10 protein-coding genes are annotated in these 12,530 nt (G+C 66.3%); 7 read left to right on the forward strand and 3 right to left on the reverse strand.

What is annotated here, in order from left to right; genetic code table 11:
• From AB1346_05735 to fdhD, 3 genes are all read left to right on the forward strand, one after another.
• The coding region (locus AB1346_05735) for a 4Fe-4S dicluster domain-containing protein (GenBank protein MEW6719930.1) at positions 1-646 on the forward strand (646 nt) is incomplete at its 5' end.
• Between the two features lie 4 nt (positions 647-650).
• Positions 651-1,547, forward strand: a complete 897-nt coding sequence (locus AB1346_05740; protein ID MEW6719931.1) for a formate dehydrogenase accessory protein FdhE — start codon at positions 651-653, stop codon at positions 1,545-1,547.
• 33 nt (positions 1,548-1,580) lie between these two features.
• Positions 1,581-3,008, forward strand: a complete 1,428-nt coding sequence (gene fdhD, locus AB1346_05745) for a formate dehydrogenase accessory sulfurtransferase FdhD (protein MEW6719932.1) — start codon at positions 1,581-1,583, stop codon at positions 3,006-3,008.
• 9 nt (positions 3,009-3,017) lie between these two features.
• On the opposite strand, the gene AB1346_05750 is transcribed toward fdhD, so the two are convergent.
• A complete protein-coding gene (locus AB1346_05750) occupies positions 3,018-4,487 on the reverse strand; it encodes an FmdE family protein (protein ID MEW6719933.1) in 1,470 nt (489 codons plus the stop codon).
• A 113-nt stretch (positions 4,488-4,600) separates the two neighbouring features.
• Here AB1346_05750 and AB1346_05755 point away from each other — a divergent pair, with 113 nt between their 5' ends.
• The 4 genes from AB1346_05755 to AB1346_05770 all read left to right on the forward strand — a co-directional run bounded on the left by AB1346_05755 (position 4,601) and on the right by AB1346_05770 (position 9,987).
• Entirely contained in the window at positions 4,601-5,767 is a 1,167-nt protein-coding gene (locus AB1346_05755) for a beta-propeller fold lactonase family protein (GenBank protein ID MEW6719934.1), read from the forward strand.
• A gap of 167 nt (positions 5,768-5,934) precedes the next feature.
• A complete protein-coding gene (locus tag AB1346_05760; GenBank protein ID MEW6719935.1) occupies positions 5,935-7,326 on the forward strand; it encodes an FAD-linked oxidase C-terminal domain-containing protein in 1,392 nt (463 codons plus the stop codon).
• A 27-nt stretch (positions 7,327-7,353) separates the two neighbouring features.
• Positions 7,354-8,688, forward strand: coding sequence for an FAD-binding oxidoreductase (locus tag AB1346_05765; protein ID MEW6719936.1), 1,335 nt, complete (start codon positions 7,354-7,356; stop codon positions 8,686-8,688).
• Between the two features lie 6 nt (positions 8,689-8,694).
• Positions 8,695-9,987 carry a (Fe-S)-binding protein gene (locus AB1346_05770; GenBank protein MEW6719937.1) on the forward strand — a complete coding sequence of 431 codons (1,293 nt, stop codon included), beginning with the start codon at positions 8,695-8,697 and terminating at the stop codon, positions 9,985-9,987.
• A gap of 1 nt (position 9,988) precedes the next feature.
• Here the strand turns inward: AB1346_05770 and AB1346_05775 are convergent, their stop codons facing one another.
• A complete protein-coding gene (locus AB1346_05775) occupies positions 9,989-10,795 on the reverse strand; it encodes an ATP-binding protein (protein MEW6719938.1) in 807 nt (268 codons plus the stop codon).
• Between the two features lie 194 nt (positions 10,796-10,989).
• Entirely contained in the window at positions 10,990-12,390 is a 1,401-nt protein-coding gene (locus AB1346_05780) for a sigma-54 dependent transcriptional regulator (GenBank protein MEW6719939.1), read from the reverse strand.
• Positions 12,391-12,530: the final 140 nt, after the last annotated feature.

A 12,530-nucleotide genomic window follows, 5' to 3' on the forward strand; every position in this document is an offset into this window, starting at 1 on the left:
CCCGGTAACGATCACGAAGAACCGCGGAAGCCGTCAGAACCCGCAGGACTTCGACGGAAATACCTACAAGCTGGTGCGGTTCCGCGAGGAACGGAACGGCGGAAGGGTTTCCCGGTATTACTTCTCCGACCAGTGCCGCCACTGCATCGACGCACCCTGCAAGGACGTCATCGATTTCGCCGTGAAGGGCGGAGCGATCCAGGATCCGGCGACGGGTGCGATCGTCTACACGGAAAAGACGAAGGGGATCCCGCTGAAGGACGTGCGGGAGCAATGCCCCTACGACATCCCCCGGCAAAAGGACGACGGCACCCTCGCGAAGTGCACCATGTGCGTCGACCGGGTGAGCAACGGCCTCGTTCCTGCCTGCGTGAAGTCCTGCCCCCTGGGGGGGCTGCATTTCGGGGAGCGGGACGAGATCCTGGCGATGGCCGAAAAGCGCCTGGCGAAGCTCAAGGCGAAACATCCCAAGGCGCGGCTTCTCGACGTGGAGACGGTGCGGACGATCTACCTGGTTGTGGACGATCCGAAGAAGTACCACAAGTTCGCGGTGGCGGCGGCGGATCGGGGCATCACCCGGAATGCGGCGCTGCGCCGCATGCTCGGGCCGGCGTTCGAGGCGTGGCGCGGCATCGCGCGGGGGTAGCGGGATGATGAACTGCACCGACCGGAGCGCGGCGGTCGGCACGGCGATCCTCCGGGCAAGGGACCGGAAGCCGGCTTACGACGCGTTCTACCCCTTCCTCGGAAACCTGTTCCTCGCGCAGGAGCGGGCCCGGGCGGGCGTCGATCTTCAGCGTCTCTCGCCGGATCCGGGCCGGATCCATGCATTTTGGGTGGAGGGAGCCCCGCTGCTGAAGCGCTGGGAGTTCCCCGTCGACCTCCGCTCGGCGGAGGAAGTGCGGCGGGAACTTGGCGGATGCATTCCGGGAGACAACGCGGAGATGGCCTCGGCTTTCGCCGCGTTGTCTTCCGGCCTGGAGAAAGGCAGGGAGAAGGAAGGAGTGATCTGGCGCTCGTTCCTTCGACACGACGGGGAGCCGTGGGGACGATGGATCGACACGAAGGGCGTCGACACGGCCTCCCTTCTCTTTCTGGCCCGAAGCTGCCTGCGGCCATCCCTCGAATGGACTTCCTCGGACCTGTTGCGCAGGTACCCCCCGCCGGAGACATGGCATCGGGGGTACTGTCCCGTCTGCGGTTCGCTTCCCGCCCTGATCGTGCTGAAAGGGGAGGGGGAGCGGAAGGGGTACTGCTCCTGGTGCAGCGCCGCCTGGAGCATCGACCGGCTGCAGTGCCCGTATTGCGACAACCGCGACCACGAAACGCTCGGGTACCTCCAGGCCGAGGAGGAGCCGCAATACCGGGTACAGTATTGCCGCCTCTGCAAGCACTACTTCAAGACGATCGACACCCGGGAATCGGCCGAATCCTTGTACCTGCCCCTCGAGGAGTGGACTACGCTCCACCTCGACCTGCTGGCGCGGCAAAGCGGGTGGGACGCTCCCCCCTCTCCCGCCCCGGCGGTTTACGGGCCCCCGGAATGAGCCCCCGCCGGGGAAGCGCGAGGTAGCGCCCTGATGGGAATGGTCGCGTTCTACCGCAACGGGAAGCTGGAGCCGGGAGAGACGGAAATCGTCCGGGAGCACTCCTTGCGGATCGTGGTCAACCGCCGGGAGATCGCGACCCTGGTGTGCTCGCCGCACGAGCCGGTTTTCCTCGCGGCCGGCTTCCTGCGGCAGCAGGGCTTCATCGAAACCGCGGAAGATCTCCTTCACCTGGGAGTCTGCGAGGCGGCCGGAGTCGTCACCGCGACCGTCAAGGGGGAGGTGCCCGACATTGCGCCGCGGGTGATCACATCGAGCTGCGGGGCGGCCCCCGGCGCCGCCCCCGGACGGGGGGCGGGATCCGCGCGGAAGCGTCCCGCTGCGCCGCGACGGCCTTTTCGGCCGTCCGATATTCTCGGCATGATGGAAGAGCTCTCCCGCAAGGCGGTGCTCTACAAATCTCTCGGCGGCATGCATTCGGCGGCGGCGGGAGACGGCTCCTCCCTCCTCCTGTTCGCGGAAGACCTGGGACGGCACAACGCCGTGGACCGGATCGCGGGGGAGGCGCTCCTCAAGCGGATCGACCTCTCGGGAACGATGCTGATCACCTCGGGCAGGGTTCCGACCGAGACGGTCGGCAAGGCCGACGCCCTCGGGATCGGCCTGATCGCATCGCGGACCACGCCCACCGAGCGGGCGGTCTCGATGGCCGACGCCCTCGGCATCACCCTTGTCGGGTACGTCCGCGGGAACCGGTTCACCGTCTATTCCCACCCGGAGAACGTGGATGTCCCCGGTCCGGATAGCCGGATCCGCGGGATCACCGGCGTCATCCTGGCGGGAGGGGCGTCCCGCCGCATGGGCAGCAACAAGGCGCTGCTTCCTTACCAGGGCGGCCGGTTCATCGAGTCGGCCCACCGGCGCCTCTCGGAGGTATTCGAGGAGACTCTGGTCGTCACCAACACGCCGGACCTTTACGAATTCCTCGGGTGCCGGAGGGTTCCCGATCTCCTCACCGGGATGGGAGTCCTGTCTGGGATCCACTCGGCGCTCTGCAACAGCGACACGCCCCGCGTTTTCGTCACCGCCTGCGACATGCCGCACCTGAATCCGGAGCTGATCCGGCGCCTCGCATCGCTGTCGGAGGGGTGGGACGTCCTCCTGCCGGAGGGCGAAAACGGCGTCGAGCCGCTCCATGCCGTTTTCCACAAGACGTGCATCCCTTTCATCGAGGATGCCCTGCGGGCGGGAGAGCGGCGGGTCGTCTCGTTCTTCGACAAAGTCCGGGTTCGCGTCGTCGGCCGGGAGGAGGTCGCCCGATTCGATCCGGACTTCCGATCCTTCCGGAACATCAACACCCCTGAGGAGTATTACCGGTTCCGGGACGGCGGCGGTTCCGCGGACGCGGAGGCGCCGCGGAGCGGGGAGTCCCGGGAGGAGTTGCGCTCCGACGGCGGGTAGCTCCGGCGGCTATTTCCCGAAGGGACACTTCGGGAATGCGCAGTGGTGGCATTCCAGGCAGATCCCCCCGTGGCCGAACCGCGCAAGGTCCCGTGCGGTGATGTCGACTCCCGCCAGCAGCCGGGGAAGGACCAGGTCGAAGGCGGCGCGGCGGAAAGAAAGGTCCCGGCCTGGAACCCCCACGACCCGGACATCGCCGATCCGGGCGAGCAGGATCGCGGCCCCGGGGAGGACCGCCGCCCCGGAAAGCAGCTCCTCCGCGCCGGCGTCCGTCAATCCTCGGAGGATCGCGTCATCGGAGGCCGCGGACGTCCCGGCGGCCGTCACCAGCAGCTCCGCCCCCGCCTCCAGCAGCTCCCGCACGCCGTTCCGCACGGCCTCGCGGTCGCCGGGCGCGAAGAGCGTCCTGACGACGGTGCAGCCCAGGAATTCCGCCTTGTTCCGGACGATTGCGGCGAAGCGGTCTTCCGCACCTTCCGGTCGGCCTTCCGCACCGGCGACGAGGATCCCCACCTTTGCGCGGCGCAAGGGACGGATGTGGAACAGCGCCCCGCCGGAAAGGATCTCCATCGCCTCCCGGAACGCCTTCGCCGGGAGGTACGGCGGGATCGCGCCGGTTGCTGCCGCCACCTTGTTCGCCGACATCATCGACCCGCCGTGGCGCGATGCGCAGAACGCGCCGGGCACGAGATTGAACGCCTCCAGGCGGGCCGTGTCCACCATCAGCAGTCCCGCGGAACCGGCCGTCAGGTCCGCCCGGCCGCCCGCCGGCGGGAGCCGCAACCCGATCCCTTCCCCGGACATCGCCCTTGCGAAGGCGGCGGCCGCATCGTTTCCGCGCACCCATTCCTGTTCCGGCCGCGGCAGGCGTCCGGGATCCCCGGCGGGGACGGGATCCGCCCCGATCCGCGCGGCCTCCTCGTACGGCGTTTCCCCCTGGCAGGCCCGGCAGAACGCCCCGTCTAGGGAAAGGAACCGTTCGCCGCACAGGGGGCAGGCGCTCATGCCTCCCTTCCGCTTCCCGTCGAAGAACCGGGGCTTCAGTTTCACCGGCGACGTTTCGATCAGCCGCGTGCCGGCCTCCCGGATCACGGCGAGCAGAGACTCGTCCTCCCGCTCCTGTTCCTGCGCTTCCTCGAAATACCATTTCATGACATTGTTCCGGGACGCCGCCTTCCGCGGATCCAGGAAGACGCGGATCCCTTCGCCGCCGGTCCGGTCGAACAGGCAGAGGGCGAACCGGCCGAAGTCGAGCACCCGGAGGCGGCCGTTTCCCGCGGTGCAGGGGGTGAGCATCTGGACTGCGTCGGGCAGGCGGAAACGGGTTTCGCAGATGGCGTTGAACACGGTCCCTTCCGGCAGGCGGCCGAGCGCTTCCTGCACCATGATCCCGCCGAGGATCACGCCGGGCGAGGCGTGCCCGTGGAAGTTTTTCACCCGCTCCGCGAATTCCTCGTACGACCAGCCTCCGATTTTCATGCCGCGCTCCCTCGGGAAGAATCCTTGGGCAGATCCTTTCCGATTGCAATAACCGGCGGAATCCGCACAATCAGGATCATATCGAATCCGTTTCCCGAAAGGGTGCATTCCTGATGGCATGCTATCGACGCGTAGTTCCGGTGTTCCTCATGGGGGTCATGCCGACGTTCCTCTCGATCCTGTATTTCGCCTGCGGTGGAGGCGGGGGAACATCGCCTCCGGCTTCCACGCCCGTCCCGTTTTTCGCATATGTGGCGAATTCCATGGACAACAACGTCTCGGCCTACCGAATCGATGCGACGACGGGGGCGCTTACGGAAATCGCCGGTTCCCCGTTCGCGGCCGGTCGTCGCCCTTGTTCCATCGCCGTCGACCGCTCCGGCAAGTTCGCCTATGCCGCGAACATGGAGGACAACACGGTCTCAGCCTATACGATCGATCCGGCGACGGGGGCGCTTGCCGGGATCTCCGGTTCCCCGTTCGCGGCCGGGGGGTTTCCGGTATCCGTCGTCGTGGATCCGTCCGGCAGGTTCGTCTACGTTGCGAATGATGGCTCCGGCAACGTCTCGGCCTATGCCATCGATGCCTCGACGGGAGCGCTTGCCGAGATCACCGGCTCCCCATTTGCGGTCCCCGTATTACCGTTCGGCTTTGCATCTCCGGCATCTGTCGCCGTGCACCCCTCCGGCAGATTCGCATTCGTGGTTAATGGCCCGGACTTCTTCAGCAGTTCCGTCACGGTTTATACGATCGACAATGCGACGGGATCGCTTGCGGTAGTGGCCGGCTCTCCGTTCGCAGCCGGTAACAGGTCCCGATCCATCGCTGTGGATCCGTCCGGCATATTCGCCTATGTGACAAACGGCGTAGACAATGACATCCGGGGGTACACGATCGATGCGGCTACCGGGGCGCTGACGGAGATGGCCGGGTCCCCCTTCACGGCCGGGTACTATTCCTGGTCCGTCGCCGTGGATCCGTTCGGGAAATTCGCCTATGCCGCGAATCCCGGCGATAACAACGTCTCCGCCTACACGATCGACGCGGTGACGGGGGCACTTGCTCCGATGGCCGGTTCCCCGTTCGCGGCCGGGATCTGGGCTCGCTCCGTCGTCGTGGACTCATCCGGCAGGTTCGCCTTCGCAGCGAACTCCGGATCCAACGACGTCTCGGCCTACACGATCGATCCGACGACGGGGGCGCTTACGGAAATCGCCGGTTCCCCGTTCGCGGCCGGGGGATTTCCCATGGGCATCGCCATCGCGAGCCCGAACGAGTGATATGATTGCCAACGGTCCGGGAAGAATCCTTGTCGTCCTCCGGCAATATGGCATATTATTAACGATAATTACTGCTGTCTGATCCCGCCGCCTCCTTGATAAAAACCGTTTGATGGATGTTCCGCGATGATCGTGTAAAGTTGTCCAAACCGCCGCGAGGTCGAACCATGGAAAAGGGAAAGATGGTCGATGCGCTGGGCCGCCTGATCGGCGGAGAGAAGGTGCTCGGCTCGGACATGCAGATCCGGCTCTACGAGTACGACGCCTACCTGCTGAAGTCGAAGCCGGACTGCATCGCGCTCCCGGAGACGACCGAAGACGTCGCGAAGGTCGTGAAGTTCGCCCACGAGAACGGCCTCCCCGTCGTCGCCCGGGGCGCCGGGACGAACCTCACCGGCGGCAGCGTCTGCCTGCGCGGCGGCATCGCCCTGGTCATGACACGGATGAACCAGGTCCTGGATCTCGACATCGAGAACCTGCGCGTGGTGGTCCAGCCCGGCATCGTCACCCTGAACCTGAAGAATTTCCTGGCGAAGCACGGCTACGTCTACCAGCCCGACCCCGCCAGCGAGAAGGCCTCGACACTGGGCGGCAACGTCGCCGAGAACTCCGGCGGCCCGCACTGCCTGAAGTACGGGGTCACGACCAACCACGTTTTGGGAGCGGAGATCGTCCTCTACGACGGGGAGGTCATCGAGGTCGGCGGAAAGGCGCTGGATTCGCCCGGATTCGACCTGCCCGGCATCCTCACCGGGTCGGAGGGGACGCTCGGCATCACCACGAAGCTTGTCCTGCGCATCATGCCCAAGGCGGAAAGCGTCAAGACGATGATGTGCATCTTCGACACCATCGCGGACGGCGGCGACACGGTGTCGGCGATCATCGCGGACGGCATCATCCCCGCCGCGCTGGAGATGATGGACAACCTCACGATCCAGGCCGTGGAGGACTTCTATAAAACCGGGCTGCCCAAGGACGCGGCGGCCGTCCTGATCGTCGAGCTCGACGGATTGAAGGATGGCATGGAGCGGCTGACGGAGCGCGTCCGGGAGATCTGCCGGAAAAACAACGTGCGCGAGATCCGGATCGCCAACACCGCGGCGGAACGCGATGCGATCTGGGCGGCGCGCAAGGGCGCCTTCGGGGCTGTGGGGCGGCTTCGCCCCAATTACCTGGTCAACGACGGCACGGTGCCGAGGACCCGGCTTCCGGAGACGCTGGCCCGGGTGGTCGCCATCGGCGAGAAATACAACCTGCCCATCGCCAACGTCTTCCACGCGGGCGACGGCAACCTGCACCCGCTGATCCTGTTCGACGAAAGGGACAAGGAGGAGCTGGCCCGCGTCCACAAGGCGGCGAACGAGATCATGGAGCTCTGCGTGGAGATGGGCGGCACCATCAGCGGCGAGCACGGCATCGGCGTCGAGAAGCTGGAGGGGATGTCGATGGTCTTCAGCGACAGGGAGCTGGCCGCCATGAACCGGGTCAAGGAGGCGTTCGACCCGGTCGAACGGTACAACCCGGGGAAGGCCCTCCCCGAAATGCGAGTCAACGCCTGAGACCATGACATGAAGGGGAGCGCGGACATGCCGAATCCGGACCGATTGCACGCCGCCTTGAAGGATATCGTCGGGGACTCCGCCGTGATCCGGGATCCGGACCGGCTCGCGGCGTATGCCGTGGACGGCCGCGCGCCGAAGGCGGTCGCCTCCCCCGGGTCCGAGGAGGAGGTCGCCGCCGTCGTGCGATACGCGAACGCCGAGGGGCTGGCGGTCGTGCCGCGCGGGAGCGGCTCCAGGATGGCGTGCGGCGGGGTCCCCCGGAAGGTGGACGTCGTGATGCCGATGCTGCGCCTCGACCGGATCCTCGATTACGACCGGGATAACCAGAGCCTCTCGTTGGAGGCCGGCGCCGTCCTGGCCGACGTGCAGCGGAAGCTGGCCGACGGCGGCAGGGGGAACTTCCTTCCGCTCGATCCTCCGCATACGGAGAAGGCGACGATCGGCGGCATCGTCGCGACCAACGCCAGCGGGCCGAAGCGCTACCAGTACGGCACCGTCCGCGACCTGCTGCTTGGCTTGAGGGCCGTGTCGGCCGGGGGGGAGATCCTCTCCTTCGGCGGGAAGACGATGAAGAACGTGTCCGGGTACGACATGACCCGCCTGCTGGCCGGATCCTGGGGTTCGCTGGGGATCGTCACCTCCGTCACGACGAAGCTGCTGCCGCTCCCGGAGGCCTCGGCCACCGTCCTTGCGTCGTTCGATTCCCTTTCCGCCGCCGCAACGTTTCTCCGGAAGCTCCTGCACTCGGTACTGCTCCCGTCCGCGATCGACCTGATCGGCGGGAAGGCCGCGGAGCGCCTGGGCGAAGAGGGGAAGTACATGGCGGCGCTCAACTTCGAAGGGTTCGCGGAAGCCGTCGACCGTCAGGTCGAGGATGCCGGCGCCGCCGCGAGGGAGGCGGGCGCGGTGTCGGTGAAGCCGTTGCGGGATGCGGAAGATCGCGATTTCTGGGCCGGCGTCCGCGACTTCGCCCTGGACGCGGGGAACGGCTCCCGGCCCCATGTGGTTCTAAAGTCCAACTTCGTCATCTCGAAGCACGCCGAGATCCTGGAGGCGTACGAAACGATCCTGCGCGCGGCGGGAATCGACGCGGCGTTCCTCCTCCGCGCAGGCAACGGCATCCTTTACACCCACCTTTCCGGGGAGGCGGCCGGGCTGCCGGAGCTGATCGGCAGGCTCACGGAGGAAGCGGCGAAGCGCGAGGGGAACCTGGTCGTCGAATCGTGCCCCCCGGAGATCAAGGAAAAGGTGAGCGTCTGGGGCAGGGAGCGGAGCGACCGGGCGGTCATGCGCCGCCTGAAGGAGAAGCTGGACCCGCGGGGCGTCCTGAACCCGGGCCGGTTCGTGGGAGGCATGTGAGGGGCCATGAGCGATAAACCGCTGTTCGCCGACAACACGAAAGAGAACATCTACCACTGCATCAAGTGCGGCCTGTGCATGGCCCACTGCCCGGTCTACAAGGAGCTGCTGACGGAGTCCGCGACTCCGCGCGGCAAGGTCCAGCTATCCCGGGAGCTCGCAGAGGGGAACCTGGATCTCGCGGAAGAGGTGAAGAACGCCTTCTTCTCCACCTGCCTGCTGTGCGGCGGCTGCGTCGCCAACTGCCCCAGCGGCGTCCACGGGACGCACCTCTATTCAGGGGTCCGCTGGCGGGCCGTGCAGCGCTACGGCATGGACTGGAAGAAGAACGCGGTGTTCCAGCTGCTGGCGAGCTCGTGGATGATGTCCGGCTCCGTCTGGTTCGGCAAGTGGGCCCGGAAGATGTTCGGCGGCGAGCGGCTGGAATCGAAGGTGAACGCCGGCGCCCTGAACCTCGCGCGCATCCCCGCGCTCAACGATAAGTCGTTCTCCCGGCAGGTCTCCGAAGTGACGGCGCCGAAAGGAAAGGCGCGGGCGAAGGTCCTCTACTTCCATGGCTGCGCGACCAATTTCCTGTACGGGAATACGGGACTGGCGGTTGTCGAGGTGCTCTCGAAGATGGGCGTCGAGGTGATCACGCCGAAGAACCAGGGCTGCTGCGGCATGCCGATCTTCATGTCGGGGGACCGCGAGGCCTCGCTGCGGGTCATCCGGGAGACGCTGAAGGTCTTCGCGCGCGAGGACGTGGACGCCGTTGTGTGCGACTGCGCCACCTGCTCCGACGGCCTGAAGAAGGAGTACGCCCACCTGCTCCTCGACCTGCGCGAGCTGGGGGAAAGCGTCACGCAGGAGGAGATCGCGGCGGCGGAGCTGCTGGGGAGGAAGGTGACGGACGTGACCGTTTTCATCGACGGGCACCGGGACTGGCTGCCCGCGATGCGGAACGGCGGGCGGAAGATCCGGGTCACCTACCACGACCCGTGCCACCTCGTGAACGCGCAGAAGGTCTCCGCGCAGCCGAGGAACCTCCTGAAGGGGATCCCCGGCGTGGAGTTCGTGGAGCTGCCGGGGGCGGGCGATTGCTGCGGGGGGGGCGGCGCCTTCCAGGTGGAACACGCCGGGACCTCCCGGAAGATCACCCGGCGGAAGGTGGACAATATTCATGGCACCGGCGCCCAGGTCCTGGCCACCTGCTGCCCGGGATGCAACCTGACCATTTCCAATCATCTGGATCCGGAGCGGAAAGTGGAAGTGATGCACCCCGTGCAGCTTCTGCGGCTCGCGCTCGACGGGGATTGAATCAGGCCGGCGTTTCGCCCGTCTCCGGGCATCCCGGCTCCGCGCACGGGAAGCACACGGTCGCCAGCGCCCCTTTCCCGGGGGCGCCGGCGATCCAGATGAATCCCCCCGACCGCTTCACGAATCCGTAGGCGGAAGACAACCCCAGACCGGGGGCGCCCTGCTTCGTCGTGAAGAACGGTTCGAAAACGCGGGCCCGGCACTCCGCGTCCATTCCCACGCCCGTGTCCCGGACGGTCAGCGCGGTGTAGGATCCCGGCGCGACCTTCACGCCGTGGCGGAGGCGGCAACGGCCGGATTCGATCCCGGAGGTCTTCACGACCAGCCGTCCCCCGCGGGGCATCGCCTCGCAGGCGTTGGCGACCAGGTCCAGCAGGAGGCCCTCCGCCTGGCCGGGATCCGCGTATATCCTCCGGGCGGCCGGGTCCAGCCTCGTTTCGAAGTCGATCCCCGGCCCGATCACGCTCATGATGCGGGGCGCCATGCCCGAGACGAGGGCGTTCAGATCCAGGAGCTGCGGGTTCAGGCGGGATCTGCCGGCGAAGTTCAACAGCCGGTCGATCATCGACGCGGCGCGCTCGGCGGCGCGGAGGATCGTCTCGGCATCGCTGCAGGTCTCCGGCGCGCACGACGGGCGCGCAAGGATGAGGTCGGCATACCCGAGGACGGGCGTCAGCAGGTTGTTGAAATGGTGGGCGAACGCACCCACGATCCGGACGATCTGCTCGTACCTGGCGTCGACGGATAAGACCGCTTCCGGCGCCGCTACGGCGTCCTGCCGGTGTGTGGACAGATATCCCCTTTGCATGCGATCGCGATCCTTCCCTGCCGCCCCCGAAACCGTGGAATGCCTCCCTTGAGGTAATGATGAAAAGCAAAGCCCGTGCCGGGAGTGAAGGAGGTGGGACCGCGGAAAATGCTTGTAATTCCGTAGGGATGCCGGATTACGGCAAGGATGCGGCGCGGAGGATGCGTGGGAATTTTATGAAGGTCTTGTGAAATTCACACGTCGGGCGATTTCGCCTCCTTCTTCCGACGCTGATACCGGAACGTGTGGTGAGGGATGCCCAGCAGCGCCGCCGCGCGGGTCTCGTTCCCCTTCGCCATGGCGAGCGCCTCGGAGAAGTAGTGCCGTTCCATCGCGGAAATCCTCTCCGGCAGGTCGATCCCTCCCGGAGGGATCGGCGGAAATCCGGTCCCGTCGCCGGCCGCGGGCGGATCGGCCTCGCGGCGGATTTCCGCAAGCCCCATGTCCGCGGAGCCGAGCTCCGGCCCGGGGCCCACGAGCGCTCCCCGCTCAACGAGGTTGCGCAGCTCCCGGACGTTCCCCTTCCACCGGAAGGCCTTGAGCGCCTCGCGCGCCTCCTCCGAGATCCCGGTGAATTTCTTGCCGAATTTCTTCGAGAACTCGTGCAGGAAAAACAGCGCGATCGGCACGATGTCTCCCGGCCGCTCGTTGAGGGAGGGCACCCGCAGCTTGACAACCGCGAGGCGGTAATACAGGTCCCTGCGGAAATGCCCGGCGTCCACCTCCTTCAGGAGGTCCCGGTTCGTCGCCGCGATGACGCGCGTGCGCACCTTGTGCATCTTCGTCCCGCCGACCCGGTAGAACTCGCCCCGCTCGAGGAACCGCAGCAGCTTCGACTGCGAATCGAGGTTCACCTCCCCGACCTCGTCGAGGAACAGCGTCCCCCCGGAAGCCATCTCCACCATGCCGACCTTTCCGGAGAGGCTGGCGCCGGTGAACGCCCCCTTTTCGTAGCCGAACAGCTCGCTTTCGAGCAGCTCCTTCGGGATGGCGGCGCAGTTGATGGTCACCAGCGGCCCCTGGAAATTGGGGCTGCGGTAGTGAATGGCGCTCGCGATGATCTCCTTGCCCGTCCCGGTCTCCCCTTCGATGAGGACGGGGGTGTCCGGGCTTTTCGCGACCGACGCGACGAGCTCCATGATGCTCTGGATCGTGTCGCTTTTCCCGATGAAGGCGGGGATGTGCTCGTCGAGGAGCTTGGCCTGCAGCGACTCGACTTCCTTCCGGAGCCGGATCGTTTCCAGCGCGTTCCGGACCGTAATTTCCAGCGTTTCCAGGTCGAGCGGCTTGACGATGTAGTCGTAGGCGCCGGCCTTCATGCAGGAGATCACCCGCGGTGCATCTTCGTACGCGGTGATGACGACGACCACGGTCTCCGGACGTCGATCCTTGACGACCTTCAGCGCATCGACCCCGCTCATCCCCGGCAGCCCCAGGTCGAGGAGGAGGAGGTCGGGCGGCCTTTCGGGGATCGCTTCCAGGAAGCTTTCCGCGGATGGAAACGTCTCGACGTCGTATGTCTCCGAGAATGCGGACGATAGCGCGTCGCGGATCAGTTCATCGTCGTCGACGACGTGCAGCCGGTATCGGGTCACGGTACGGTCCTCCGCCGGAAGTTCCTGTTATTTTAAGGATACCCGCAACCGGTCTCCAGCGGTGAATCGATTGTGCCCCGCTGGAGGTTGACGTAGACTTTAATATATCCCGAATCCTTGTTATCGGAAGCGATGCCGTG

This window comes from Thermodesulfobacteriota bacterium (assembly GCA_040758155.1).
Lineage (GTDB): Bacteria > Desulfobacterota > Deferrimicrobia > Deferrimicrobiales > Deferrimicrobiaceae > UBA2219.

Bases quoted from the DNA above. Each gene is read 5' to 3' on its own strand.
- AB1346_05740 (MEW6719931.1), top strand. From the start codon at position 651: ATGATGAACTGCACCGACCGGAGCGCGGCGGTCGGCACGGCGATCCTC.
- fdhD (MEW6719932.1), top strand. From the start codon at position 1,581: ATGGGAATGGTCGCGTTCTACCGCAACGGGAAGCTGGAGCCGGGAGAG.
- AB1346_05750 (MEW6719933.1), bottom strand. From the start codon at position 4,487: ATGAAAATCGGAGGCTGGTCGTACGAGGAATTCGCGGAGCGGGTGAAA.
- AB1346_05755 (MEW6719934.1), top strand. From the start codon at position 4,601: ATGGCATGCTATCGACGCGTAGTTCCGGTGTTCCTCATGGGGGTCATG.
- AB1346_05760 (MEW6719935.1), top strand. From the start codon at position 5,935: ATGGAAAAGGGAAAGATGGTCGATGCGCTGGGCCGCCTGATCGGCGGA.
- AB1346_05765 (MEW6719936.1), top strand. From the start codon at position 7,354: ATGCCGAATCCGGACCGATTGCACGCCGCCTTGAAGGATATCGTCGGG.
- AB1346_05770 (MEW6719937.1), top strand. From the start codon at position 8,695: ATGAGCGATAAACCGCTGTTCGCCGACAACACGAAAGAGAACATCTAC.
- AB1346_05775 (MEW6719938.1), bottom strand. From the start codon at position 10,795: ATGCAAAGGGGATATCTGTCCACACACCGGCAGGACGCCGTAGCGGCG.